Source organism: Bacillus sp. MD-5 (assembly GCF_002201875.1).
Lineage (GTDB): Bacteria > Bacillota > Bacilli > Bacillales > Bacillaceae > Bacillus > Bacillus stercoris.
The window spans coordinates 3,930,306-3,954,449 of the sequence record NZ_CP021911.1; the positions used below are offsets into that span (position 1 = coordinate 3,930,306).

Sequence of the window (24,144 nt, forward strand, 5' to 3'; positions counted from 1 at the left end):
CATTAGTCCTGTTCTGGGTTTCTCAAGTAATAACCTACACCGCGGCGTGTGACGATCCAATTTGGATGGCTCGGGTTGTCCTCAATTTTTTCACGAAGCCGGCGGACTGTTACGTCAACCGTTCTGACATCGCCAAAGTAATCATAGCCCCAAACGGTTTGAAGCAAGTGTTCACGGGTCATCACTTGTCCGATATGTTTTGCTAAATAATGAAGCAATTCGAACTCACGATGAGTCAATTCGATTGTTTCATCTCGTTTTGATACAACGTACGCGTCAGGGAAGATGACGAGAGAGCCGATATGAATCTCATTAGAGGAAGGCTCTTCCTCCGCAGGCGCTGTTGTCAGCTGGCGGCGCAGATTCGCTTTTACACGCGCCAGAAGCTCGCGTGTGCTGAATGGTTTTGTGACATAGTCATCAGCACCGATTTCGAGTCCGATAACCTTGTCAATTTCTGAATCCTTAGCCGTCAGCATAATGATTGGCATATCGTATTTCTTTCTGACTTCACGGCATACTTCAACGCCGTCTTTATTAGGGAGCATAATATCTAAAAGAATTAAATCAGGCTGAAGCTCTTCTACCATTTCAACGGCTTCGTTTCCGTCGTGGGCACAGTGCACCTCATAGCCTTCTTTTCTTAAGTTAAATTCCAATATATCTGCAATCGGTTTTTCATCATCTACTACAAGGATCTTTTTATCCATCATTTTGATTTTCCTCCTGCCGAATGACTTCATTTCATCTATATCTCATTCGTTTCATCACTTAAGGCCCATGTAAAGAATGGGTCCTTGTCTATTATAACGGTTTAAGGGCAAAAGATAAAAAAAATAAAGGTTTAGAAAAAAAACACACATTTCACCTTTATCCGCCCATTGTTTATCTTTTGTCATGCTGGTCAACTTTTTTTAAAAAAGATAACTTTATTGAAACCTCCCCTCACCGGAGTGCGTCTTTATCAATGACGTCTTCTTCTTTGAACCGGCCCTAGGGCCGGTTCTCCCTTTTTCTTCTATTATAACATTCCTCATGTTTGCCTTTTTCCTATAAGAAAAAACGCACCTACGATTGCAGATGCGTTTGGTAAGTGGCTCGGGACGGAATCGAACCGCCGACACACGGATTTTCAGTCCGTTGCTCTACCAACTGAGCTACCGAGCCAAATGTTTTATTTTTCTCTACTAAGTAAAGTAAAATGGCGGTCCGGACGGGACTCGAACCCGCGACCTCCTGCGTGACAGGCAGGCATTCTAACCAACTGAACTACCGGACCTTACAGTAATTGCCCGGAGAGCTGTCGTGTCAGCTCTCACAGACAAATAAGGAATTTAGCAATAACGCTAAAGTAAATCAATGACCCGTACGGGATTCGAACCCGTGTTACCGCCGTGAAAGGGCGGTGTCTTAACCGCTTGACCAACGGGCCTTCACGAAATGGTGAGCCATGAAGGACTCGAACCTTCGACCCTCTGATTAAAAGTCAGATGCTCTACCAACTGAGCTAATGGCTCTTAAAGATGTCGGAATTTCTATAGAGCAAACGACTTAGATCTAGTTCTTATCTCGTACTCTATTGAAGCAGTTTCCGTAACAACGAGATTTATAATATCACGAACAAATAGAAGTGGCAATAACTTTTTTGGTTTTTTTTCATATTTTTTTCTCAGACCAACTTATATGCGGGTTTCAAACAAAAAACAAGCCCCTGATATAGGGGCTTGCAGGCATATTCTATTTAGTTCGCACGGTATACACTGCGAAGGACATTTGTTTGTGAACGGTCTGGACCGACAGAGAAAATAGAAAGAGGAATGCCTGTCAGCTGAGACACACGCTCAAGATAATGGCGCGCATTTTCCGGAAGCTCGCTCAAGCTCTTCGCACCTGTAATATCCTCAGTCCAGCCTGGCATTTCTTCATAAACCGGCTCACATTCAGCAAGTGCTTTAAGACTTGCTGGGAATTCTTCAATGATTTCGCCTTTGTAGCGGTACGCTACACAGATTTTCAACGTTTCAATTCCTGTTAAGACGTCAATTGAGTTCAGAGAAAGATCTGTAATTCCGCTCACACGGCGGGCGTGGCGGACAACGACGCTGTCAAACCAGCCGACGCGGCGCGGGCGGCCTGTTGTTGTTCCATATTCGCGTCCGACTTCACGGATTTGATCACCGATTTCATCTTTCAGCTCAGTCGGGAAAGGACCGTCTCCGACACGAGTCGTATATGCTTTTGATACACCGACAACGTGCTGAATTTTGGTCGGGCCGACACCAGAACCGATCGTGACACCGCCGGCAACCGGGTTAGATGACGTAACAAACGGGTATGTTCCTTGGTCGATATCAAGCATAACCCCTTGTGCGCCTTCAAATAATACACGGCGCCCTTCATCAAGAGCATCGTTTAAAACAACAGATGTATCGCAAACGTATTGTTTGATCTGCTGGCCGTACTCATAATATTCGTCTAAGATATCCTCAATTTTAAACCCTTCTGTCTCGTACATTTTCTCAAGCAGACGGTTTTTTTCTTCGAGATTGCGTTCAAGCTTTTCCGCAAACGCGTCACGGTCTAACAGATCCGCGATGCGAATTCCGATGCGGGCTGCTTTATCCATGTAAGCAGGGCCAATTCCTTTTTTCGTTGTACCGATCTTGTTAGCCCCTTTACGCTCTTCTTCCACTTCATCCAATTTCAAATGATACGGCAGAATGACGTGAGCTCTGTTGCTGATTCTCAGGTTATCTGTACTGACGTTGCGTTCATGAAGATACGCAAGCTCTGTGACTAATGCTTTCGGATCTACAACCATTCCGTTTCCGATGACACACGTTTTATCCTTATAAAAAATTCCAGATGGGATTAAGTGAAGCTTGTATGTGATTCCGTCAAACTTGATTGTATGCCCTGCGTTATTTCCGCCTTGATAACGGGCGATCACTTCTGCATTTTCTGATAGGAAATCTGTGATTTTACCTTTTCCTTCATCGCCCCATTGCGTACCTACTACAACTACTGAAGACATGTCCGTGCACCTCCGTTAACCTTTCAAAACGATTCTATTCAAACAAATCAAGTTTATCAGTGAAGAAACAGAAAGTCAATTGTAAATCCGAACATTAAATTATTTTAAATCTATATTCGTTCGCTTTCATTCGTTTTATAAGCGTTTTCTCACCATTTTGTCATAAAAAGCTTGTGAAACTTTCATCCTTTAGCATGAAAAAGAATTACTTGCCTGATATTCCTTTTGAATTCATAAAAACAACCCGCCAGCCGTCCGGGTCCTCTATCGTCACGCCCCCATTGCTCCAGTACGGATTCTCTGATTCAACCTCTCGATAGCCCATGTGTTTTAGCTTTGAAGTGACCGCTGCCAGTTCCTCTGCATTCGGCACATAAAAAACAAGGAGGCTGTCGGGATGGGGAACGGGGGCAGTGCTTTCCCCTTCATACTGAGTGAATTCCAAATGATAATCGGCATGAGGAAGGCCGAACATGACACCGTCATACCCGTTATGCTGTGAAAATTCTCCTATTCGTTTCAAACCCAGTCCCTCTTCGTAAAAACGAACAATCTCATCAAGCTGGCCTGTAGGACGCGCAATTCGGATTTGTGCTGCATGAAAAGATGTAAAACGGTTTCCCATATTGATACCATCTCCTTTTTGCACCATTTTATTAAAACGCTTTCAAATTTTCATCCGCTGAGCGGACGGTTTTTCTTCCACCTTTCGAACGAAAAAAACCCCAAGATCAGCTCTTGGGGCTTATGCGCCGGGCGGAACGCCTGCGTCATCAAAACGCCGTTCCAGGTTGACGAATTTGTTGTATTCTTTTACGAACGCAAGAGACACGGTTCCTACCGGGCCGTTACGCTGTTTAGCGATAATGATTTCGATGATATTTTTATTCTCAGTTTCTTTGTCATAGTAGTCATCACGATAAAGGAACGCGACAATGTCCGCGTCCTGCTCGATACTTCCTGATTCCCGGATATCAGACATCATCGGACGTTTATCCTGACGCTGCTCAACACCCCGGGAAAGCTGAGAAAGCGCGATAACAGGGACTTGCAGCTCCCTGGCAATCGACTTCAGTTCACGGGAAATTTCTGATACTTCCTGCTGACGGTTGTCCTTTGAACGGCCGCTTCCCTGAATCAATTGCAGGTAATCGATCAAAATCATGCCAAGCCCGCTTTCCTGCTTCAAGCGGCGGCACTTGGCGCGGATTTCACTTACCCGAATCCCCGGTGTATCATCGATGTAAATTCCGCTGTTCGACAGGCTTCCCATTGCCATCGTCAGCTTGCCCCAATCCTCTTCAGTCAGGTTACCTGTCCGGAGATTCTGGGCATTGATATTTCCCTCGGCACAGAGCATACGCATAACGAGCTGCTCTGCACCCATCTCAAGACTGAAAATCGCTACGCTCTCATCGGTCTTTGTTGCCACGTTTTGTGCGATGTTCAAGGCAAAGGCAGTTTTCCCCACTGACGGACGGGCAGCCACAATAATCAAGTCGTTGCGCTGGAAACCCGCAGTCATCCGGTCAAGCTCCGTAAAACCTGTTGGAATCCCTGTGATATCCCCTTTTCGATTGTGAAGCTGTTCGATATTATCATAGGTTTGAACAAGGACGTCCTTAATGTTTTGGAAGGCACTCGTATTTTTGCGCTGTGCCACTTCCATAATCGTTTTTTCCGCTTCACTTAGTAAATCCTCGACCTCATCTTCACGGGTATACCCGTCTTGAGCAATCGTTGTCGCGGTTCTGATTAATCGGCGAAGAATCGATTTTTCCTCAACGATTTTCGCGTAATATTCTATGTTAGCCGCTGTCGGCACCGAGTTTGCGATATCTGTCAGATATGAGATGCCGCCTACTTCTTCCAGCAGGTCTGTGTTCGCAAGCTCTGAAGTTACCGTCACCAGATCAACCGGCTCACCTCGGTCACCAAGCACCAGCATCGCATTATAGATTTTTTGGTGGGACATTCTATAAAAATCATCTGGAATCAATACTTCTGAAGCCAGTGTTAAAGCAGACGGCTGTAAAAAAATAGCGCCTAACACGGCTTGTTCGGCTTCTATATTTTGCGGAGGAAGCCGATCATTCAGAAGGTCTGTCATGCTAAGCACCGTCCTCTCATTAAAAAATCTCCAACCTCCATTCTACCATTTCTACAGAAAAAAAATAGAAAAATTGTCTGTTTCCTGTTTTTTTCAGTTAGCAGATTGGATCGTTTTGGACAGTAACAAGGCGGGAAAAATGCAATAAAACATAAGGGAGGAATGAAAAATGATAAAAAAATACGCGATTACACCGAATGTTGATGCGGATGGCTGGTTTATTGAGGTGGAGAATGTGGCGCCGACAGCTTTGTATACGTCTAAAGACGCCGCCATTGAAAAGGCCAAACAGGTGGCTAAGGAAAACAGTCCGGCAAAGCTTGTCATTTATGACCAGTTTAAAAATGTGGAAGAGGAACTCTCATTTTAGTGAATGAAAGCCTTCGCTGCAGCGAGGGTTTTTTAGCGGTTATCGGTTTATTTCATCCATTGGATGCCTATGTCCATCATCAAATCTGCCGCTTTTTGATACAGATCCCACTCCTCGAGCGAAGCAAATTTTCCCATCAGCTCTTGAAGCTTTAGCCTCACTGCTAAGTATTCTTCGAATGTGACAGCTTTTTCAGTGTCTATTTGGTGTTCCTTCAGCATTTGTTTTAATAAGGACAACGGTGCGTGCATAAGAGCCCTCCTTACCTCATTTATAACGGGCATTTTTCGATTGCTCTATTCCTTTGTTACATCTTCTTACATTTCACATCTGATTCTTGTACAATGGACAGAAGAGAGGAGGGATCTTTTGTGAGACCTTTGCAAATTTCTGCTGAAACTGCACAAAAGCTTGCAGAGTCCTTGAATCTGCCGCTTGAACAGATCATGCATATGCCTCAGCATATTCTGCTGGCCAAAATGGCTGAATTGCAAAAAGAGGACAAATCATAGCCTTCATTCACATACTTGCTTACCTGTTTCGGGATAATATGATGTATATGTTAGAAAAAAGGAGTAACTGCTTTGCCACATCCACAAAATAAAAAAATCCAATCATTTTGGCTGATCGCCGGCATTATCTTTATCGCCTTTAACTTACGGCCCGCGATCACTTCAGTCGGTCCGGTCATCAGCTCTATCCGGGCAGAGCTGCACATGTCAAATGGGGCAGCCGGGTTTTTGACCGCACTTCCGCTGCTTTCATTTGCAGTTCTTTCTCCGCTTGCGCCTAAGCTCGGACAGCGCCTCGGAAATGAGCGAACCTTATGGCTAGGTCTCGTGGTACTGTTGATCGGTGTTTTGACTCGTTCTATCGGCTATACTGCCGCTTTGTTTTTTGGAACGGCACTAATCGGAGTCGGAATCGCGATTGGAAATGTACTTTTGCCAAGCTTAATCAAACATAAATACCCTGAAAAGCCAGGGCTCATGATCAGCCTGTATACGACATCAATGAATATATTCGCTGCGTTGGCATCAGGTGTCAGTGTTCCTTTAGCGACCCAGATGGATGGCGGATGGAAACAGGCCTTTCTCTTATGGGGCGGGCTGGCTTTACTTGCATTGCTGATCTGGATACCCCAGCTGCGCCATCGGGATACGGCAAACAAGGCAGTGAAGCTTCAAAACAGTTCCATTTGGGCTTCCAAAATGGCATGGTATGTCACCATCTTTATGGGACTGCAATCGTTTTTATTTTACAGCAGCATCGCTTGGTTTCCTGAAATTCTCCGTTCACACGGGATTGATACGGCAACAGCCGGGTGGATGGTATCACTCATGCAATTTGCGAGTCTGCCTTCCACTTTTCTGACACCGGTTTTAGCTGATCGTGTGAAACAGCAGCGCGGTATCGTTGCAGCGCTGGCCTCAGTTTATTTGATCGGCCTCTGCGGATTATTAGCGGGCGGCAGCCATACATTGCTTGCCATCTGGATGATCATTATCGGTATCGGGCAAGGCTCCAGCATTAGTCTGGCGCTCACTTTGATTGGCCTCCGCAGTGAAAATGCCCAGCAGGCCGCTGCGCTGTCAGGCATGTCTCAGTCATTCGGCTACCTGCTGGCAGCAGTCGGGCCAATCTTTGTCGGCTATCTCTTTGACCAGACGCATTCATGGACGATGCCGATTGTGCTTCTCATTGCTGCCTTGATCGTAATGGGAGCAGCCGGACAGGGAGCCGGACGAGATCGATACATTTTTCAGTCAGCAAAACAAAGAAATTCAGCATGAAAGCGGGGAAGATATCTCCGCTTTTTTCTTTGAATATTTATGATTTATTCATAGGTTTTTCATATTTGTTTTTTACAATGAGACACTATAAAGAGGTGAAAAACGATGAAAACCAAACGATTCGACGCAGCTCTTATTCTTATTTTGCTTACAGCAGCTTTTCTGAATATGTATAACATTTGGCAGGATGACACAGCGAACCAGTACTATTTGGCTGCTGTGAAAAGCATGACGCAAAGCTTCCACAATTTCTTCTATGCGTCATTTGACCCTTCCGGATTTGTCACAGTGGATAAGCCGCCTGTTGTGTTATGGGTTCAAACGATTTTCGCACTGATTTTCGGCGTTCACACGTGGAGTGTGATCCTTCCTCAGGCTCTCGCCGGAGTTGGATCTGTATTCCTTCTCTACAGAATGATTAAGCCGACTTTTGGAGTTGGAGCGGCCCGCATTGCCGCACTTGTCATGGCACTGACCCCTATTGCAGCAGCTGTCAGCCGGACAAACAATATTGACAGCATGCTTGTCTTTACCTTATTGCTCGGTTCAGCTTGCCTGCTTAAGGCAGTAAAACAAGGCAAGCTGGTTTGGCTGCTGACGGCATTTGCCCTAATTGGGCTCGCCTTTAATATGAAGATGATGCAAGCATTTATGGTCTTGCCTGCATTTGTGATATTCTACCTGATTGCTTCCCGGGTTGCTCTGAAGAAAAAAATCGGATCTCTGATTCTGTCTCTTGTCCTTCTCACAGGCCTCTCCCTCTCATGGGCGGTTGCAGTGGATTCGATCTCACCCTCCAGCCGGCCTTATGTCGGAAGCAGCCAGACCAACTCCGTGTTAGAACTGGCCTTTGGCTACAACGGCACCGAGCGACTGCTTGGGCAAACTACGGGCCTGGCAAAGGGTGATATGAATGCTGCTGGCGGAGGGAACATGCAGAATCAAGACAACATGCAAGCGCCAAATGGTAACGGTTCATCTTTTTCTCAGAACGGAAATCAATCATTCGGAAACCATTCACAAGCGCCTCAGCCGCCTAACGGACAAACCGGCGCTTCCAATGGAGGCGGAGGCACACCTCCCACAGGCGGCAACGGACCTGGAAATGGAGGGCCTGGCGGTGGCGGCGGAAAAAGCATGAATATGTTCGGCACCGGTGATGCTGGACCGCTCCGTCTCTTCCAATCGGCACTTTCCGGCCAAATCAGCTGGATGCTTCCATTCGCATTGATCGGATTGCTAGGTGGAATCGTCAGCTGGTATCGTGATCGCCGCGGACAGGCTGCTGAAATGAAAGAAACGCTATTCTGGACGGCATGGCTCGTTCCTGTGGCTGGTTTCTTCAGCATCGCGGGATTCTTCCACCAGTATTACTTGATTATGCTGGCACCGCCGATTGCCGCGCTTTCTGGAATCGGCTGGCATTCGATGTACCGCTTATACAAAAACAATAAAGACTGGTCCAGCTATCTTCTGCCAGCAGCCGTTCTGATCACATCCGCGTTCCAGGTGTATATCCTGAGTGCTTATACAAGCCAAATCGGCAGTGTATGGATGTACGTACTGGGACTCTTAGGACTCGGGATCACCCTTGCACTTTTGATGCTTAAACGCAATCATCCGTTCAGTAAGCAACTGACCATCCTCAGCTTGTGCATTCTGCTGCTCACACCAGTCTATTGGTCAGCAACGCCGCTTCTATACGGAGGCAACAGCGTCCTTCCTGAATCCGGCCCGCAGCTCAAAAGCTCGGCAAACGGCGGGAACATGTTCTCTTCAGAGGTCGACAGCGGGCTTCTGTCCTATCTGAGAAAGCACAATACTGGCGAAGAATATTTATTTGCCACTTTGACAACCGTAACAGCTGCGCCATACATCATTAACGAAAATGAGTCTGTTATGGCAATGGGTGGGTTTAATGGCACGGATCCCATTCTGACTGTGTCCGAACTGAAAAAACTAATCAAAGAAGGCAAAGTGAAATACTTTCTTCTCTCAGAAAACAACTCAGGCAACAGCGAACTTGTTTCCTGGATTAAGAAAAACGGAAAAGAAATATCGTCTGAAGAGTACAGCAGTTTCTCCAACAGCACAAACAGCACTCAGCAAGGCATGATGAGAGGAGGACCTGGCGGAGAAAGCCAGCAAACTCTTTATCTCGTGGAATAAAAAAGAGGCTTGGATTGATCCAAGCCTCTTGTTCTATTAAGCTTCTTCTTTTACATGTACCTTTAACACTGCCTGCACCTCAGGATGCAGCTTCACAGGCACGTTTGTGTATCCTAATGCACGAATGCCGTCCGGCAGTTCAAGCTTCCGCTTATCTACTTTAATGTTATGGTCTTTTTGCAGCTGTTCAGTGATTTGCTTGCTTGTCACTGAACCAAATAAACGGCCGCCTTCACCTGATTTTGCGCTAAGCTCAACAGTCAGTTTTTCTAATGTCTCTTTCAAGCTCTTAGCCTGCTCAAGCTCGGCAATGGCTTCTTTTTTCTCTTTCTGCTTTTGTCCGTTTAGCGCGCTGATGTTTGACGCGTTCGCTTCAACCGCGAGGCCTTTTTTAATGAGAAAGTTATGCGCATAACCGTCTGCTACGTTTTTGACTTCACCTTTTTTTCCTTTTCCTTTTACATCTTGTAAGAAAATAACCTTCATCTCTGTACGCCTCCCTCAAAATACTCATCTATGGCGTGCTTCAGCCGTTCCAGCGCTTCAGAAACTGAAATGCCGGACAACTGCGTCGCCGCATTTGTTAAATGCCCTCCGCCTTCCAGCGCCTCCATGATGATCTGCACATTTACCTCGCCAAGTGACCGCGCACTGATACAAACCGTTTGTTCATCCCGTCTCGCCACCGCAAATGAAGCCTCAACCTCACTCATCGACAGCAGCGAATCGGCAGCTTGCGCAATCAGGACTTGATCGAAGTATTCCTCTTCATTTTCAGGAAGAGAAGCAATCGCAATGTTATCTTTATAGAGGACCGTATGCTGGATCAGCTTCGCCCGTTTAATATAAGAATCAACGGTTTCTTTCAGGAACTTCTGCACCAGCACCGTATCGGCGCCTTTTGCCCTTAAATAAGAAGCCGCATCAAAAGTCCGCGAGCCCGTGCGGAGAGAAAAGCTCTTTGTATCCACTATTATACCAGCTAATAGGGCTGTTGCTTCAATCATATTGATTTTTAAGCGCTTCGGCTGATATTCAAGCAGCTCTGTCACCAATTCCGCTGTGGAAGAAGCGTACGGTTCCATATAAACGAGCAGCGGGTCTCTGATAAACTCCTCACCCCTGCGGTGATGGTCGATGACCACGATATGTTCAATTTTATTGACCAGCCGCTCCTCCATAACAAGTGACGGCTTATGTGTATCAACGATCACAAGAAGCGTGTCATCATTAGAAATTTCCATCGCTTCTTCAGGCGTAATAAATCTTGACCACAACTCTTCATATTTTTTGATTTCCTCAATCAAACGCTGCACGCTTGATCCGATTTGATTTGGGTCAATCACAATAAAGCCATCTTTGTTATTTGCCTGTGCCACCTTTAAAATCCCGATCGCTGCGCCGATAGAATCCATGTCGGGGAATTTATGCCCCATGATAATCACATTGCTGCTTTCAGAGACGATTTCCTTTAAGGCATGAGAAATGACGCGGGCCCGCACCCTTGTTCGTTTCTCCATTGGGTTTGTTTTACCGCCGTAAAACTTCACCTTGCCGTTTGGCAGCTTAATGGCTACCTGGTCTCCGCCGCGTCCCAGTGCTAAATCCAAGCTGGATTGCGCCAAATCGCCAAGTTCTTTCAAGGAAGAGACTGAAGCCCCGACACCGACGCTTAACGTCAGCGCTACACCGTCAAATGAGGTTTTTTCCCGCACTTCATCAAGAATCGAAAACTTCGAATTTTCGAGTTCAGTTAAGATGTGTTCATTAAGCACAGCGATAAAGCGTTCTGAAGACGTCCGTTTCAAGAAGATCCCGTACTCCTGCGCCCAAGCGTTCAGCAGAGATGTCACCTGGCTGTTCATCGTGCTTCTTGTCTGGTCATCCAATCCTTGTGTCACATCATCATAGTTATCAAGGAAAATATAGGCCAGCACGGTTCTTTCGTTTTCATATAGCTTTTCAATCTGGATTTGTTCTGTAACATCAAAGAAGTATAAGAGACGCTCATCCCGTTTGATGACAACCCTAAACTTGCGGTCATTCAATGAAACCGTTTCCGATTCCACCTCTTGTTTGATCAGCGGTACCACCGATTCACAAGTATCGTAAAGTGATCTCCCCACTAAAGTGCTTTCATTAAAGCAAGAGGAAAGAAACGGATTTGCCCATTCTATATAATATTGGTCATTAAAAAGCATGATTCCGATCGGCATTTCCATCAATGCCTCTTCACCGACTTTTTTCAACCTGTAGGATAACGTTGAAATATAAGCATCTATCTCTTTTCGAATAAGAGAATCAGCACGTTTAATAAAAAACAAAATAACTGCCAGCAGCAGCACTTCGACGGCTCCTAAAATCCAGTTAAAATAAAAGCTGATGAGGATTGTAATGATTGACAGAGCAATCAATGCGTAGATGGGATACCGAAACAGCGGTTTTTCATAAAAGCTTGGCATTTCTATCACTCCCCACCATGTGAGTAAAACTCATGTTCACTTCACCTTATTCCTTATATGAAAGCCCATATCTAAGACGCCTAAAATGCGAATGACTGCCATGAATACCGGATGCACAAACCCGAGTACGACAGCAATCACAGCCGCAGCCTTCGGATATTGTTTCTTATGGCAATAGAAAAAGATAAATGATAAACCTTGGATAAAAATCAGAAACCCGAGTATAAACTCCCCATTTAAAGCGATAGAGTACAGCATTTGGCCTTTTTCTAAAGGCAAAAATGAAAGCATGACAATGATCAAATACAGCACTACAATACTTTGCGGAAACTTCAACTCTCTAAAAGGCTTTAGATTAGGAATATCGGGGGAGAATCGCCTTAAGAGCGGCTTAGCGATAAGGTAACTGAGGAAAGAAAAAATAGCTCCTACCATCACAATAGCTGTTGGAAAAAGATATTGAACGATACCCAATTGTTCTTCCATCAGTTTTAATTGCTTCTCAAACTGTTCAGCATTGCCCGACTGCTTCACTACATTTTCTACAATATCAAGAGATTGCCGGTATTGTGTCATCGCCTCATCAATGATATTGATACCCAAAAACTGAATGCTTATCACAAAATAGAAGACAATACTAAGCATATAAATAAGCGCGCCCGAAATAATGGCGTGCCCGGGCTCTTTCCTTTTGAAAAAATGTCCCATGGCAATGCCGGCGCAAGCTGACATAAAAGCTACAATAAGTCCATTAAAGGACCCGACAATAAAAACAACCGGAAGACTGACAGCGCCCATCCATATCCCTAGCTTCAATCCATGTCTGATCGTATACAGGATCATTGGCAGCGGCAGTGCAAATAACAGAATTGTTCCAATCACAGGAACATAAACGACCAAAAGCGTGATGATCGCAAACAGACTGATTAAAATAGCACCTTCCATTAATGCTCTCGTTTGTTTCACTTAGTCACCTCGTATCATCTTGAACATACGAATAGAAAAGAGCAGCATAAACGACTGCTCTTTTTTCATCGCTGCAAACGCTTTGCACCGAATGTTTTTATATCATCTCTAAATTTTACTTTTATATTTTAACATAAGTCCAAATCGCAAGTAAAATGACGCTAATGTTTCATGTGAAACATAAAAAAAGGAAAAGACATTCTTGGAAAAGAATGCCCATCACCATTAATGTTTATCATCCATAAAGCCAGAAGATTCTTTGTTTTTCTTTTTCGTTTTTCTGACATACATAAAAATTAAGATCACCAGTAAAATAGTTGTTGCTTGCAGAATGCCGCTGCTAAACAAGAAAAAGTTCTTTATCATGTCCCACATTGAATTTCACCTCTTTGTGCATGTTCTCAACCCGTAGCCTATATAAGGTGAATTTCCCTTTTTAAAAACTTCAAAACATCATGAACAACATTGAGCGTTGGGCATATGCTGATATGGAATCTGATTGATAAAGGAGAATTTTCACATGGATGAACGCAGAACATTGGCTTGGCATGAAACACTAGAAATGCACGAGCTGGTTGCTTTTCAATCAAACGGACTTATTAAACTGAAGAAAATGGTAAGAGAAGTAAAAGATCCTCAGCTCAAACAGCTTTATAACGTGTCTATTCAGGCCGTTGAGCAAAATTTGAGAGAGCTTCTTCCGTTCTTTCCACAGGCTCCGCACAGAGAGGATGAAGAAGAAGAACGCGCAGATAATCCATTTTACAGCGGTGACCTGCTCGGTTTTGCCAAAACGTCTGTCCGCAGCTATGCCATCGCCATTACAGAAACAGCAACACCTCAATTAAGAAACGTACTGGTCAAACAGCTGAATGCTGCCATCCAGCTGCACGGCCAAGTTTATCGATACATGTATCAGCATGGATACTATCCGTCTTACAACCTTTCTGAACTGTTGAAAAATGACGTCAGAAACGCCAACAGAGCCCTTTCAATGAAATAAAACAAGCAGCAAAGGAGTTCCCTTTGCTGCTATTTTTGCTGATCCTTCAGCAAGCCGTTCGTACGATAAGATTCCAGCACGTCTCTGTTGGATTCTCCCCATTCTTTCATTTGCAAAACAATCGGTTCAAGTGTTCGCCCGAATTCCGTCAGAGAATACTCAACCTTCGGCGGCACCTGTTGATAAACCTCACGATGCACGATGCCGTCCGCTTCCAGCTCCCGCAGCTGAAGAGTAAGCATTCTTTGAGTAATATTCGGGCAGATTCGCCGAAACTCATTAAACCGTTTCTTGCCCTCTATCATGTGATAAAAAAGAATTCCTTTCCACTTTCCGCCAATGACATCTAGCGTAAATTCAACTGGACAGCCTTCTTTGTTCGGGTATATATTCTTTTTTTCACTCATTTATGACCCTCCAATAGTACCTTTTTTGATACTACATTACATTTTGCAACTAAGCTACCCAGTATTTTACACAGCTTTTCTCCTCAGCTCAAAGAAAATGCTTCTTATTCACATCAATTTTTAAGGGTTTGCATGATTACACCTGCAGCAAGACGTGTTAAACTATATAAAGATGACACTACTTAAAAAAGGATAGGAGCTATCATGGAAAAGATACTTATTTTCGGACACCAAAACCCAGACACAGATACGATTTGTTCTGCGATTGCTTATGCTGATTTGAAAAACAAACTCGGCTTCAATGCTGAGCCTGTCCGTCTTGGACAAGTAAACGGCGAAACACAATACGCGCTTGACTATTTCAAACAAGAAAGCCCGCGCCTTGTTGAAACAGCTGCAAACGAAGTAAACGGCGTAATCCTGGTTGACCATAACGAACGCCAGCAAAGCATCAAAGACATTGAAGATGTTCAGGTTTTAGAGGTTATCGACCATCACCGCATCGCCAACTTTGAAACAGCTGAGCCGCTTTACTATCGTGCTGAGCCTGTAGGCTGTACGGCTACGATCTTAAACAAAATGTACAAAGAAAATAACGTGAAAATCGAAAAAGAAATTGCCGGCCTGATGCTGTCTGCGATCATTTCTGACTCACTGTTATTCAAATCCCCAACTTGCACGGACCAAGACGTAGCAGCAGCAAAAGAGCTTGCGGAGATCGCTGGCGTAGATGCTGAAGAATACGGCTTGAACATGCTGAAAGCAGGCGCTGATCTAAGCAAGAAAACAGTGGAAGAGCTCATTTCTCTTGATGCGAAAGAATTTACACTCGGCAGCAAGAAAGTCGAAATCGCACAAGTAAACACAGTGGACATTGAAGATGTGAAAAAACGCCAAGCTGAATTAGAAGCTGTGATCTCAAACGTTGTGGCTGAGAAGAATCTTGATCTGTTCCTTCTTGTTATCACAGATATCTTAGAAAATGATTCACTTGCTCTTGCAATCGGTAACGAAGCAGCAAAAGTGGAAAAAGCGTTCAACGTGACATTAGAAAACAACACAGCTCTCTTAAAAGGCGTTGTGTCCCGTAAAAAACAAGTCGTTCCTGTCTTAACTGACGCAATGGCTGAATAAGCAAAAAGCATCCCGTGTAGGGATGCTTTTTCTTATTCACCCAGCTTTTCAATCTGTCCCATCACATCAGTGATTTGCTTTGCGTTTTGGACCAGATCTGACTGCTCCAAATCTTCAAGTGATACCTTGCCTTCCTCGACTTGTTTCAACACCTCTTCAGCGCTTTTCTGCAAGGTTTCGTTATGCTCCTGAATGGTTTGATGAATCTCCGCTGCGGCATCAGGCGGTGCTAACTCATTAAAATCAGCGGCAGCCTTCTGAATCGACTCAAGCTGCGCTTCAAGGTTTTCTTTCGCCTCGGTGTCATTTACAGCTTTCTCAGCCAATTCAGGCGCTTCCTCTGCAAATGTCTTCACCTTCTCCACATACCCCGCTGCCTCACCCGTATAGTTCAACCCGTCGTTCACCTGATCAAGCATGCCGCATCCGCCTGCACTCAAAAGACCCACTCCGGCAAGTACTGTCAAAATAATCTTCATTGTCAGCCTCCTCAACGTTTCTTCTTCACTGTTTCTTTTAAGATCGGAATCAATTTCTCTTTCGCTAACGGCAGCCCTTTCCTCACCAACTCACGCTTCAGCCACTTTTTCAACGTAGACATCCTGACGCTCCTCTCCCTTTTTGATAAAAATGAAAAAAACTCCACCAATTTGGTGAAGTTCCGAAACAAAAAGACCTTCACCAAATCAGATTTGGCAAAGGTCTCGCTAACAATTAGATTGCCAGCAAAGCCGAGGACATCTTGTCCCGTAATGACGACTTTACTGTGAAAGCTACTCCCCTTTGGAGTGTTCATTTTTATTACTTTCATTCTAAAGCACCCATCTGTTCCAGTCAAATTCCTTCCGTTTACATAAAAGCGCGCTGTGGTATTTAAAATTTGAATGGTTTTTCCATCAGGAGATCATGCTATGAAAGAGGAGGTTTTCATCATGAGTCAAGAGCGTGTGAAACGGCCTGGGCATACCAGATGGTACATATCTTCGTTACTTAGCGGCATTATTATTCTTAATTATTTTGACCGAGTGGCCATCTCTGTAGCGGCACCTGCGATACAAGATTCGTTTCACCTTACTGCAACTGAACTCGGCATCGTATTTTCCATTTACACGTATTCCTATACACTGATGCAGCTGCCTGTCGGAAGTTTGCTGGACCGGTTTGGGGTGGCATGGGTCACAAGGGTTGGAATGACAATATGGAGCTTTTTAACGATCCTTCTTGCTTTTTTACAGGGGAAATTGCTGCTGTATCTGTTCCGGTTTCTCATTGGGCTGACAAGCGCCTCTGCGTTCCCTGCTGCCTCTAAGGCAACCGCTTTATGGTTTCCTCCAAGTGAGCGGGGATTGGCAAATTCACTGTTCGATTCAGCCGCCAAGTTTTCAAACGTCATCGGAGCGCCATTGGTCGCCTTTCTTGTCACAACGTTTGACTGGCGTGTCGCCTTTTTGACGATTGGATGCATCAATGTGCTGTTTACGATCTTTTTCTGGCAGTATTATGAACAGCCTGAACGGCACAAACGCATTTCCAAAAGTGAACTCAACTATATTCAAAAACACAACACCATTAATACAGAGCAAATCCCTTACAAAACGGGTCCGCTTTTAAAAAAGCTTTTCACCAACCGCAAAGTATGGGGCTTAATGATCGGATTTACAGGGTACGGGTATACATTCAATCTGCTGCTTACCTGGCTTCCGACTTTCTTTAAACATACATACGGGATGGATCTCATGTCGTCCGGTTTATTTACAGCCGTGCCGTGGCTGATCTCAACCATTTCTGGAATCGCTGTCGGCGGATGGCTCGTCGATTATTTTATTAAGAAAGGCTATCCAAACACCAAGGTGTATCGAACCGTAATCATAGTCGGGATGAGCTTCGGCTTTTTCTTTTTGGGCTCCATTCTGACGAACAATATTACCGTAGCGATTATTTGTATTTCCATCGGGCTCGCTGGAATTTCTGCTACCGCTCCGGTTGGCTGGTCCATCTCCGCTGAGCTCGCGCCGATCGGTTCCGTATCCATGCTGAGCTCTATGGTGAACCTCGCAAACAACCTGTTCGGGGGCATTATTGCTGCATCACTGACAGGGTATTTGTTTGATGTGACAGGCTCCTTTACGCTCAGCTTTCTGGTAGCCGGTTTTGTGCTGTTGCTGGGCTTGGTTTTTTATGTGTTTGTATTAGGGGAAGTGAAACGGATTAAACTATAGAACATGAAAAAGAGAGCTGCCAGTTGGCAGCTCTCCCATTACATCAAAGAATCCGGCCCGTCCCCATTTACCTTCTCCTCGTCCTGTTCCTCTATATCAAGCCCCGAAGCTAGCATTTCCTGCTCTATCTGTTCGAGCACCTGCTCGTTTTTTCCTTGAAGACCACCTTCATAATGAAAAGCATCCTGTGTGCCGTTTTCCTCTATTGTCGCTAAAATATCGTGGATATCATTATGGTCTCCTGAAATGGAGCCGAATCCTTGGTTTTGTTTTTTATAATTCACAAAACCGCTGGGGAGGTTGTTTCCGAGGTTTACACATGATGCGCCTTCAACCGTACCAATGGAAATGGAGCCAATAAAAAAAGAGGGAGAAAACCGTTTCACGTTAAACATCCTTTCCCTGATTGATGGTATACGGCACTGGTTTTCCGTCTATTTTGACCTCAATATCATCTTTTTTTGTTTTCTTTAATCGAGACTGCGATGTGGATTTCTGATGAACATGAGGAGAGAATACGTTGCCAAGATTCAGCATCCCGCTTAGCTCCTGTACATCCAGGTGATCGAGATGAAACGCTAAATCGTCTAAATGCAGCTTCTCTACATTCAATTCCTGTACATCCATCTTCACAAAAACAGAAGGGGTGCGTTTCTCCTGGGAGGATTGTTCAAGCGTATGGACTTTTCGGGCTAATTCTTCAAGCTTTTTTAGGACCTCATCTATGCTCATATACGCCATCCCTTTTTAAAAACTTTTCTCCACAGCTCCCGCATTTCCTTTGATTTTATTATGTTTCCCCTTTATGGCGCCAAAACCTTCATTGATAAAGGTTTCACTTTTTCTGCCTTTTTGGACATTTGTTCCGACAAAGAGGCCAGAAGAATTTCTCAGATGGTTAACCCGCAAAGAACCGTATTTGATAGAGGTCATCACTCTTCTCCTTTTTCATTAGTGCGGTGCGGAACGGTAACCGTTACTATTCCGCTTTCAAATTTCGCACGAATCTGACGCAGATCATACTCTTCGGGAATGGCGATCTCCCGTTTGAAAGGGCCGTAAAACCGTTCTCTGGCGATCCACTCTTGTTCCTCTTCCATCGGCTGGGGGGTAATCTTTCCTTCAATGATGAGTGTGCGATCCTTTTGGCTGATTGACATATCCCCTGCACTTGCACCAGCTGCATCAATGGTTATCGTCAATCTGTGGTTTGTTTTTATGAGATCGGCTCTCGGTTCGACAAAGGGAGCAATTTCGCGCAGCAGCTCAGCGAAATCCTTTCCCATCATTTCTTTCACATGGGGATAAAAATGAGATTTTGGCATAAATAAAAACCCCCTGCACATAGCCATACATCTTTAGAATCTATAACTATGCTTATGTGCTTTTTTTGGAGGTATGCTAAAAGAAAACTATTCACCGTTAAAGAGTTTGATTTTGTACACTTGGCGATATATTTTGGTTATTCATGACACCGTCTATGCCATCAGGGTCAATAACCGTTGAAACATTCCCCTGGTTCAAGACATTTCCTGCGAAGAAGCCGATTCCGTTATTTACCTTACGATGCGCAGCCCATCCGGGTAACTGATTTTCTCCAATCGCGATGGCTGTATTTGTCTGCTGGGAATTCACATTGATTGCACCGAGTGTAAAACCGATAGCCAAACAAATCCTCCTCCTTTTCAAACCAAGGCAGCCTCTTAAAAGTAATCATTTATTTGACAGTCATTTTCGTCGTTATCTATCACGAATGACGAGTTTTGAGTGTTTTGAATCGTGCCTAATAACCTTCCCTGGCCGGACGTTCGTTTACTATGTGAACTCCAGCCGGTAAGTTCGTTTTCGCCAACTGAAATGGCGGCACATGTATCCAGAACGTTAATATTCATTTCTCCAACATCAATATCATTCTGGTTTTCTCCCGAGTTCCCTTCAAAGGAAATCCTGTTTTCATGATGAATCGGCGTATCTACCTCATCGTTATCCATCACATAGCTAAAATTATGAGACACCTGGGAGTTGGTCATTGATCCGAGTCCGTAATTGTTTTTCCGATGCGAAGACCAATTATGCGCATAATTGGTTCCGATAAATATTCCTGAGGAGGTATCAATTGAAATCACGCTAATGTTGCTGACTTGAACCTGGTTTACTGCTTGTCGATGATTCAATCTTATTCAGTCCTTGATATGTCTTTTCAGTCCATTACTTTACAATATGTTTTACATCGATTATTGGTTCGGGTTCTTTTTCAAGCAGTATCTGACTTGGACACGTCCGTAAGCTAAAGACCAATTAAATCCGTACCATATGAATTATCGATTACGCAAAGCCACTCGCCTTGCGCATTCTTCTTAAAGACATAGGTCGCCCTTCTTTCCATCGCATACTCGGAGTCCTTTTTATCCGAATCAAGCAATGTCTGAGAAAGGACGAGGACAGTGTCACCTGCTTCCAGCATGATCATTTCTCCTTGTGTCGGCACAATATGATGATTAAAATAGTTCGCGATCGTGATAAACGCTTTTTTAATTTCTTCTTTGCCTCGCGCGATCATGCCAGGCTTCACAACTAAAATGGCATCTTCCGAGTAGTAATTCATCAGTGTATCAAAATCTTCATTTTGGATTGCCACATCACATGCAGAGATGATGTCTTTCAATTGCTGTTCCAAATGAATTCCCCCAATCATCATGATTGGATATATTATACAATGTTTGACACGCTGAAACCCTAAAAACAAAATGAAAAGGATCCCTATTTCCTATATAATCAAATAGATATATTTAACAAAGTACCCAAGTGAAGGGGTGGACAATTTTGTCTGCGGAAGTAACGTTACATGACCATATACATCATGATTTAAGCGCGGATTGCCAGCATTGTTTTGGCCTGTGCTGTGTCGCCTTGCCTTATGCGAAGTCGGCAGATTTTGCTTTTGACAAAGACGGAGGCACGCCTTGCCGCAACTTACAATCAAACTATCAATGTTCGATCCATAAAAATCTCAGAGAAAAAGGATTTCGTGGCTGCTCTGCATATGAATGCTTTGGCGCCGGACAGAAAGTATCCCAAATCACTTATGGGGGAAAGGATTGGCGAAACAGCCCCAAAACGGCCAACGAGATGTTTGGCGTTTTTCCTATCATGCAGCAGCTGCATGAAATGCTCTGGTATTTACATGAAGCTCTTTCTATAGATATAGCCAAGCCGATTCACCCTGAACTGAGAACCAGTTTCGAAAAAATAGAAAAGCTCACCAGACTCAGCAAAGAACGCCTGCTGACACTGCAGGTGGACGAGCATCGAGCTGAGGTCAATAAATGGCTGTTAAAAACGAGTGAGCTGGTGCGTGCCCAAGCCCGCAATCCAAAACTCCCGAAAAAAGTCAGCCGGGGAAGTGTCCTGATCGGTGCAAAACTAAAAGGGCTTGATTTGCGAGGAGCAAATCTAAGAGGAGCGCTGCTCATAGCCGCAGATCTGAGAAATGCCGATTTGAGAATGACAGACTTTATCGGTGCAGATATGAGAGACGCTGATCTCAGCGGCGCCGACCTGACCGGATGCATCTTTCTGACACAGGCACAGGTGAACGCCGCCAACGGTGATTCGAACACAAAGCTGCCGCCGTCTTTACGAATCCCTGCCCATTGGAAATAAAAAAGGACCCGCTTACGGTCCTTTTTTTACTGTCATCAATTCAATCCTTTTTCGTTCCTTTTATCCGGCATTTTCACACTTTTTGCCAAGTATCCCGACAGCCATAACGCAGCCAGCAGCATGAAGGTGATCATACCGACCACGCCCAGCCAGTGAAAAGCAGACCAGAATAGCCCTCCGACTGTTCCGCAAACGCTTGAACCGGCGTAATAAAAAAACAAATACAGCGATGAAGCCTGTGCTTTGTTGTAAAGAGCTCTCCTGCCCACCCAGCTGCTTGCAACTGAATGCCCTCCGAAAAAACCGAATGTAAAGAGGGCAATCCCCAGTATTTTCACTGCCAGCATACTGTTTATCGTGAATAAAGCACCTGCAATGACAATGAAAATATTCATCACCAGTATTTTCGGATAGCCATACCGATCAACCATTCTTCCAATGAAAGATGAGCTGAAAATGCCTACAATCATCACAATAAAGATCCAGCTGGCAAATGCTTTATTAAGCGAGTACGGTGGGCCGAGCAGCACATACACAATGTAATTAAACAATGCAACATTGCTTCCGAGCAGCAAAAAACCAATGAGAAACAAGCTGAATAGTTTGCGGTCTCTCAAGTGGCCGATCAGAGACATTCCCAACTTCCCGAGCTTCAATTTTCTTGGCGTAAAATGCCTGGATGGAGGCAAATTTATAAAAAATATAACACTAGCAATCAAACTAATGACACCAATTGATCCCATCGCCATATGCCAATTCACGTACTCGCTCAGAAGCCCGGAAACGATCCTTCCAAAAACGGCGCCGATTGCATTTCCGCTGATATACAGTCCCATCGCTGATCCGAGACTTCCAGGTTCAATTTCTTCTCCGAGATAAGCCATCGCAATTGACGGAAGGCCTGCGAGCGTAACGCCTTGAATGGTTCGCAATACGAGGAGCGTATGAAAGTTCGGACTCAAGGCCGATGCCAGACAGAGAACCGATGCGGCCAGCATGGAAATACCCATAATCGGCTTGCGACCCCATACCTCTGATAATGAGCCAAAGACAAGCATGCTCACTGCTAACAGCATTGTGGTAACGGATAAAGAGAGACTCGCCGCAGTAGGCGTCACATGAAATTCCCGCGTGAATTCCTCCATGAGCGGCTGTACGCAATAAAGAATCGCAAATGTATTGAAGCCTGCAGCGAAGAAAGCAAACGTAATTTTACGAAAAACTGGTGTGCCTTTTTGAATGTATGTCATTGGGGTTTTATCTGCCCCTCCGCATGTTGTTGAGCACTGCAATTCATATAAAACCATCCTTTATTCTTCCGATTTCAAACATCCTCGAGTCTGTTTATACTTTTATCTTAGCACCGTCGATATATGATGTATAATGCATATAAAATATCCTTTTGATGCTTATATGTAATAAGGGAGGAATGATGATTGGAATGGGAACAACTTGAATATTTTCAAACCCTAGCCCGGATGCAGCACGTAACGAAAGCCGCAAAAAGCCTCTCCATCACACAGCCTGCACTTTCACGCTCTATCGCCAGGCTGGAGAATCATTTAGGCGTCCCGCTTTTTGACAGGCAAGGACGATCTATTACCTTAAATCAATACGGACACATCTTTTTGCGACGGGTGCAGGCGATGATGAAGGAGTACACCGAAGGAAAAGAAGAAATCCAAGCTTTATTAAAGCCAGACCAAGGCGTAGTCTCTCTCGGTTTTTTGCATACATTAGGCACTACGCTCGTGCCCGATCTCATCGGCTCCTTTCAGCAGGAATACCCCAACATTGCCTTCCAGCTGAAGCAAAACCACTCTTATTGGTTGCTTGAACGATTAAAATCCGGTGATCTCGACCTCTGTCTGCTCGCTTCGATTAAGCCTGAAAATCCGATCCAATGGATCAAGCTATGGAGTGAAGAGCTCTTTTTATTTGTGCCAATTGATCACCCATTAGCCAATCGTGAGAGCATTACCCTGACCGAGATTGCCGGGGAACGGTTCATTTTATTGAAAAAAGGCTACGCGCTTCGAATGACGGTCGATGAGCTGTTTGAGAAGGCTGATATACAGCCGAACATTATGTTTGAAGGAGAAGAAGCCGCCACTGCCGCAGGTTTTGTGGCAGCCGGACTGGGCATATCTATTCTGCCAGACCTGAAAGGCTTAGACCAAAGCAAAATCGCCAAAATCCGCGTCAGCTGGCCGGAATGTCAGCGTGTCATAGGGATTGCCTGGATAAAAGGCAGATTTTTATCACCGGTTGCTGAGACCTTTAAACAATATGTCATCAGCCATTTTTCGGAGTAAGGGAGGATTCAAGCATGAAGGTCAAAAAAATCACGTCAGAACAAGATTTACATACAGCGTTTGAAATCAGAAAGACAGTATTTGTAGAGGAGCAAGGCTGTCCCATTTCGGATGAATTCGATGAGTTCGATACACTCCACGGTGACTGCCGGCACATTCTGGCTTATCATCAGAATGTACCCGTTGGCACTGCACGCGTCCGTATCGTTGGCCACGCGGGAAAACTGGAACGAATCTGCATTCTGAAGCCTTACCGCAAATTCGGTCTGGGAAAAGTAATCGTCGGTGCATTAGAACGTATTGTGAAAGAACAAGGTTTTTCTGCCTTCAAACTGCACGGCCAGACACAGGCGGCAGGCTTTTATGAAAAGCTAGGCTATCAGACTGCATCAGAAGAATTTCTGCTGGATGGCATTCCGCATGTGCTGATGACAAAACAGGACGATTCTGCGCTATAGATTATTCACAAATTTGTCACTTATGAGCATGAACGGTTCAT

At 44.7% G+C, this 24,144-nt stretch carries 30 protein-coding genes and 4 tRNA genes; 10 read left to right on the forward strand and 24 right to left on the reverse strand.

What is annotated here, in order from left to right; translation table 11 throughout:
* Positions 1–2: 2 nt before the first annotated feature.
* The 8 genes from walR to dnaB form a co-directional block, all read right to left on the reverse strand.
* On the reverse strand, positions 3–710 hold the full coding sequence (gene walR, locus CDO84_RS19910) for a cell wall metabolism DNA-binding response regulator WalR (protein ID WP_003244363.1): 708 nt from the start codon (positions 708–710) through the stop codon (positions 3–5).
* A gap of 384 nt (positions 711–1,094) precedes the next feature.
* A tRNA-Phe gene (locus CDO84_RS19915) sits at positions 1,095–1,167 on the reverse strand.
* A 35-nt stretch (positions 1,168–1,202) separates the two neighbouring features.
* Positions 1,203–1,279 (reverse strand) — tRNA-Asp (locus CDO84_RS19920).
* An 81-nt stretch (positions 1,280–1,360) separates the two neighbouring features.
* A tRNA-Glu gene (locus CDO84_RS19925) sits at positions 1,361–1,432 on the reverse strand.
* Positions 1,433–1,441: 9 nt separating this feature from the next.
* Positions 1,442–1,517 (reverse strand) — tRNA-Lys (locus CDO84_RS19930).
* 224 nt (positions 1,518–1,741) lie between these two features.
* Positions 1,742–3,034 carry an adenylosuccinate synthase gene (gene purA, locus CDO84_RS19935; protein ID WP_014666093.1) on the reverse strand — a complete coding sequence of 431 codons (1,293 nt, stop codon included), beginning with the start codon at positions 3,032–3,034 and terminating at the stop codon, positions 1,742–1,744.
* A gap of 205 nt (positions 3,035–3,239) precedes the next feature.
* Positions 3,240–3,659, reverse strand: coding sequence for a VOC family protein (locus CDO84_RS19940; RefSeq protein WP_040081174.1), 420 nt, complete (start codon positions 3,657–3,659; stop codon positions 3,240–3,242).
* Positions 3,660–3,779: 120 nt separating this feature from the next.
* The gene (dnaB, locus tag CDO84_RS19945; protein ID WP_003226923.1) at positions 3,780–5,144 is read right to left on the reverse strand and encodes a replicative DNA helicase; all 1,365 of its coding nucleotides are present in this window, start codon (positions 5,142–5,144) and stop codon (positions 3,780–3,782) included.
* Positions 5,145–5,313: 169 nt separating this feature from the next.
* Here dnaB and CDO84_RS19950 point away from each other — a divergent pair, with 169 nt between their 5' ends.
* Positions 5,314–5,514 carry a DUF2188 domain-containing protein gene (locus tag CDO84_RS19950; protein WP_014666095.1) on the forward strand — a complete coding sequence of 67 codons (201 nt, stop codon included), beginning with the start codon at positions 5,314–5,316 and terminating at the stop codon, positions 5,512–5,514.
* 47 nt (positions 5,515–5,561) lie between these two features.
* Here the strand turns inward: CDO84_RS19950 and CDO84_RS19955 are convergent, their stop codons facing one another.
* Positions 5,562–5,765: a hypothetical protein gene (locus CDO84_RS19955; RefSeq protein WP_014666096.1), complete on the reverse strand. Its 204-nt coding sequence runs from the start codon at positions 5,763–5,765 to the stop codon at positions 5,562–5,564.
* 120 nt (positions 5,766–5,885) lie between these two features.
* On the opposite strand from CDO84_RS19955, the gene CDO84_RS19960 reads away from it, so the two are divergent.
* From CDO84_RS19960 to CDO84_RS19970, 3 genes are all read left to right on the forward strand, one after another.
* Positions 5,886–6,026, forward strand: coding sequence for a YycC family protein (locus tag CDO84_RS19960; RefSeq protein ID WP_003242786.1), 141 nt, complete (start codon positions 5,886–5,888; stop codon positions 6,024–6,026).
* Positions 6,027–6,098: 72 nt separating this feature from the next.
* Positions 6,099–7,307, forward strand: coding sequence for a CynX/NimT family MFS transporter (locus CDO84_RS19965; RefSeq protein WP_040081171.1), 1,209 nt, complete (start codon positions 6,099–6,101; stop codon positions 7,305–7,307).
* 105 nt (positions 7,308–7,412) lie between these two features.
* Positions 7,413–9,476, forward strand: a complete 2,064-nt coding sequence (locus CDO84_RS19970) for an ArnT family glycosyltransferase (protein ID WP_040081169.1) — start codon at positions 7,413–7,415, stop codon at positions 9,474–9,476.
* A 36-nt stretch (positions 9,477–9,512) separates the two neighbouring features.
* Here CDO84_RS19970 and rplI read toward each other — a convergent pair whose 3' ends face one another.
* The 4 genes from rplI to CDO84_RS19990 all read right to left on the reverse strand — a co-directional run bounded on the left by rplI (position 9,513) and on the right by CDO84_RS19990 (position 13,279).
* Positions 9,513–9,962 (reverse strand): 50S ribosomal protein L9, encoded by a 450-nt coding sequence (gene rplI / locus CDO84_RS19975; RefSeq protein WP_003226915.1) that lies wholly within the window; start codon positions 9,960–9,962, stop codon positions 9,513–9,515.
* Positions 9,959–11,938 (reverse strand): cyclic-di-AMP phosphodiesterase GdpP, encoded by a 1,980-nt coding sequence (gene gdpP, locus CDO84_RS19980; protein ID WP_040081167.1) that lies wholly within the window; start codon positions 11,936–11,938, stop codon positions 9,959–9,961. Before gdpP ends, rplI begins: the two co-directional genes overlap by 4 nt.
* A 36-nt stretch (positions 11,939–11,974) precedes the next feature.
* Entirely contained in the window at positions 11,975–12,904 is a 930-nt protein-coding gene (locus tag CDO84_RS19985; protein ID WP_040081166.1) for a YybS family protein, read from the reverse strand.
* A 225-nt stretch (positions 12,905–13,129) separates the two neighbouring features.
* The gene (locus CDO84_RS19990) at positions 13,130–13,279 is read right to left on the reverse strand and encodes a hypothetical protein (protein WP_040081164.1); all 150 of its coding nucleotides are present in this window, start codon (positions 13,277–13,279) and stop codon (positions 13,130–13,132) included.
* Between the two features lie 145 nt (positions 13,280–13,424).
* Here CDO84_RS19990 and cotF point away from each other — a divergent pair, with 145 nt between their 5' ends.
* Positions 13,425–13,907, forward strand: coding sequence for a spore coat protein CotF (cotF, locus tag CDO84_RS19995; protein WP_014666104.1), 483 nt, complete (start codon positions 13,425–13,427; stop codon positions 13,905–13,907).
* A 29-nt stretch (positions 13,908–13,936) separates the two neighbouring features.
* Here the strand turns inward: cotF and hypR are convergent, their stop codons facing one another.
* Entirely contained in the window at positions 13,937–14,314 is a 378-nt protein-coding gene (hypR, locus tag CDO84_RS20000) for a transcriptional regulator HypR (protein WP_014666105.1), read from the reverse strand.
* A gap of 204 nt (positions 14,315–14,518) precedes the next feature.
* Between hypR and CDO84_RS20005 the strand changes: the two genes are divergently transcribed.
* Positions 14,519–15,448, forward strand: a complete 930-nt coding sequence (locus CDO84_RS20005; RefSeq protein ID WP_014666106.1) for a manganese-dependent inorganic pyrophosphatase — start codon at positions 14,519–14,521, stop codon at positions 15,446–15,448.
* 32 nt (positions 15,449–15,480) lie between these two features.
* Here the strand turns inward: CDO84_RS20005 and CDO84_RS20010 are convergent, their stop codons facing one another.
* Positions 15,481–15,927: a DUF6376 family protein gene (locus tag CDO84_RS20010; RefSeq protein ID WP_040081163.1), complete on the reverse strand. Its 447-nt coding sequence runs from the start codon at positions 15,925–15,927 to the stop codon at positions 15,481–15,483.
* 11 nt (positions 15,928–15,938) lie between these two features.
* Entirely contained in the window at positions 15,939–16,259 is a 321-nt protein-coding gene (locus tag CDO84_RS21885; protein WP_040081162.1) for a hypothetical protein, read from the reverse strand.
* A 100-nt stretch (positions 16,260–16,359) separates the two neighbouring features.
* Here CDO84_RS21885 and CDO84_RS20020 point away from each other — a divergent pair, with 100 nt between their 5' ends.
* Entirely contained in the window at positions 16,360–17,667 is a 1,308-nt protein-coding gene (locus CDO84_RS20020) for an MFS transporter (RefSeq protein ID WP_014666109.1), read from the forward strand.
* Positions 17,668–17,705: 38 nt separating this feature from the next.
* Here CDO84_RS20020 and CDO84_RS20025 read toward each other — a convergent pair whose 3' ends face one another.
* The 7 genes from CDO84_RS20025 to CDO84_RS20055 form a co-directional block, all read right to left on the reverse strand.
* Positions 17,706–18,053 carry a hypothetical protein gene (locus CDO84_RS20025; protein WP_014666110.1) on the reverse strand — a complete coding sequence of 116 codons (348 nt, stop codon included), beginning with the start codon at positions 18,051–18,053 and terminating at the stop codon, positions 17,706–17,708.
* A 1-nt stretch (position 18,054) separates the two neighbouring features.
* On the reverse strand, positions 18,055–18,399 hold the full coding sequence (locus CDO84_RS20030; RefSeq protein WP_040081160.1) for a hypothetical protein: 345 nt from the start codon (positions 18,397–18,399) through the stop codon (positions 18,055–18,057).
* A 15-nt stretch (positions 18,400–18,414) separates the two neighbouring features.
* Positions 18,415–18,600 (reverse strand): hypothetical protein, encoded by a 186-nt coding sequence (locus CDO84_RS20035; protein ID WP_014666112.1) that lies wholly within the window; start codon positions 18,598–18,600, stop codon positions 18,415–18,417.
* The gene (locus CDO84_RS20040) at positions 18,600–18,992 is read right to left on the reverse strand and encodes an Hsp20/alpha crystallin family protein (protein ID WP_040081158.1); all 393 of its coding nucleotides are present in this window, start codon (positions 18,990–18,992) and stop codon (positions 18,600–18,602) included. Before CDO84_RS20040 ends, CDO84_RS20035 begins: the two co-directional genes overlap by 1 nt.
* A 97-nt stretch (positions 18,993–19,089) precedes the next feature.
* Positions 19,090–19,335, reverse strand: coding sequence for a hypothetical protein (locus CDO84_RS20045; protein ID WP_014666114.1), 246 nt, complete (start codon positions 19,333–19,335; stop codon positions 19,090–19,092).
* A gap of 35 nt (positions 19,336–19,370) precedes the next feature.
* Positions 19,371–19,841, reverse strand: coding sequence for a hypothetical protein (locus CDO84_RS20050; RefSeq protein ID WP_040081157.1), 471 nt, complete (start codon positions 19,839–19,841; stop codon positions 19,371–19,373).
* 113 nt (positions 19,842–19,954) lie between these two features.
* Positions 19,955–20,344, reverse strand: a complete 390-nt coding sequence (locus CDO84_RS20055) for a YybH family protein (protein ID WP_040081156.1) — start codon at positions 20,342–20,344, stop codon at positions 19,955–19,957.
* A 146-nt stretch (positions 20,345–20,490) separates the two neighbouring features.
* Between CDO84_RS20055 and CDO84_RS20060 the strand changes: the two genes are divergently transcribed.
* Positions 20,491–21,330 carry a pentapeptide repeat-containing protein gene (locus CDO84_RS20060; RefSeq protein WP_040081154.1) on the forward strand — a complete coding sequence of 280 codons (840 nt, stop codon included), beginning with the start codon at positions 20,491–20,493 and terminating at the stop codon, positions 21,328–21,330.
* 35 nt (positions 21,331–21,365) lie between these two features.
* Here the strand turns inward: CDO84_RS20060 and CDO84_RS20065 are convergent, their stop codons facing one another.
* Complete coding sequence (locus CDO84_RS20065) at positions 21,366–22,580, reverse strand: MFS transporter (protein WP_040082475.1); 1,215 nt, start codon at positions 22,578–22,580, stop codon at positions 21,366–21,368.
* 186 nt (positions 22,581–22,766) lie between these two features.
* Here CDO84_RS20065 and CDO84_RS20070 point away from each other — a divergent pair, with 186 nt between their 5' ends.
* Both CDO84_RS20070 and CDO84_RS20075 read left to right on the forward strand, forming a co-directional pair.
* The gene (locus CDO84_RS20070; RefSeq protein ID WP_014666119.1) at positions 22,767–23,645 is read left to right on the forward strand and encodes a LysR family transcriptional regulator; all 879 of its coding nucleotides are present in this window, start codon (positions 22,767–22,769) and stop codon (positions 23,643–23,645) included.
* 14 nt (positions 23,646–23,659) lie between these two features.
* Entirely contained in the window at positions 23,660–24,103 is a 444-nt protein-coding gene (locus CDO84_RS20075; RefSeq protein ID WP_040081152.1) for a GNAT family N-acetyltransferase, read from the forward strand.
* The last annotated feature ends 41 nt before the right edge of the window (positions 24,104–24,144 follow it).

Excerpts from the sequence above, each read along its gene's own strand:
- purA (WP_014666093.1), bottom strand. The coding sequence starts at position 3,034 with ATGTCTTCAGTAGTTGTAGTAGGTACGCAATGGGGCGATGAAGGAAAA.
- dnaB (WP_003226923.1), bottom strand. The coding sequence starts at position 5,144 with ATGACAGACCTTCTGAATGATCGGCTTCCTCCGCAAAATATAGAAGCC.
- walR (WP_003244363.1), bottom strand. The coding sequence starts at position 710 with ATGGATAAAAAGATCCTTGTAGTAGATGATGAAAAACCGATTGCAGAT.
- CDO84_RS20035 (WP_014666112.1), bottom strand. The coding sequence starts at position 18,600 with ATGACCTCTATCAAATACGGTTCTTTGCGGGTTAACCATCTGAGAAAT.
- rplI (WP_003226915.1), bottom strand. The coding sequence starts at position 9,962 with ATGAAGGTTATTTTCTTACAAGATGTAAAAGGAAAAGGAAAAAAAGGT.
- hypR (WP_014666105.1), bottom strand. The coding sequence starts at position 14,314 with ATGAGTGAAAAAAAGAATATATACCCGAACAAAGAAGGCTGTCCAGTT.
- cotF (WP_014666104.1), top strand. The coding sequence starts at position 13,425 with ATGGATGAACGCAGAACATTGGCTTGGCATGAAACACTAGAAATGCAC.
- CDO84_RS20065 (WP_040082475.1), bottom strand. The coding sequence starts at position 22,580 with ATGACATACATTCAAAAAGGCACACCAGTTTTTCGTAAAATTACGTTT.
- CDO84_RS19990 (WP_040081164.1), bottom strand. The coding sequence starts at position 13,279 with ATGTGGGACATGATAAAGAACTTTTTCTTGTTTAGCAGCGGCATTCTG.
- CDO84_RS20005 (WP_014666106.1), top strand. The coding sequence starts at position 14,519 with ATGGAAAAGATACTTATTTTCGGACACCAAAACCCAGACACAGATACG.
- CDO84_RS19940 (WP_040081174.1), bottom strand. The coding sequence starts at position 3,659 with ATGGGAAACCGTTTTACATCTTTTCATGCAGCACAAATCCGAATTGCG.
- CDO84_RS20075 (WP_040081152.1), top strand. The coding sequence starts at position 23,660 with ATGAAGGTCAAAAAAATCACGTCAGAACAAGATTTACATACAGCGTTT.
- CDO84_RS20020 (WP_014666109.1), top strand. The coding sequence starts at position 16,360 with ATGAAAGAGGAGGTTTTCATCATGAGTCAAGAGCGTGTGAAACGGCCT.
- CDO84_RS20010 (WP_040081163.1), bottom strand. The coding sequence starts at position 15,927 with ATGAAGATTATTTTGACAGTACTTGCCGGAGTGGGTCTTTTGAGTGCA.
- gdpP (WP_040081167.1), bottom strand. The coding sequence starts at position 11,938 with ATGCCAAGCTTTTATGAAAAACCGCTGTTTCGGTATCCCATCTACGCA.
- CDO84_RS21885 (WP_040081162.1), bottom strand. The coding sequence starts at position 16,259 with ATGAAAGTAATAAAAATGAACACTCCAAAGGGGAGTAGCTTTCACAGT.
- CDO84_RS19950 (WP_014666095.1), top strand. The coding sequence starts at position 5,314 with ATGATAAAAAAATACGCGATTACACCGAATGTTGATGCGGATGGCTGG.
- CDO84_RS19955 (WP_014666096.1), bottom strand. The coding sequence starts at position 5,765 with ATGCACGCACCGTTGTCCTTATTAAAACAAATGCTGAAGGAACACCAA.
- CDO84_RS19970 (WP_040081169.1), top strand. The coding sequence starts at position 7,413 with ATGAAAACCAAACGATTCGACGCAGCTCTTATTCTTATTTTGCTTACA.
- CDO84_RS20040 (WP_040081158.1), bottom strand. The coding sequence starts at position 18,992 with ATGCCAAAATCTCATTTTTATCCCCATGTGAAAGAAATGATGGGAAAG.
- CDO84_RS20030 (WP_040081160.1), bottom strand. The coding sequence starts at position 18,399 with ATGAGCATAGATGAGGTCCTAAAAAAGCTTGAAGAATTAGCCCGAAAA.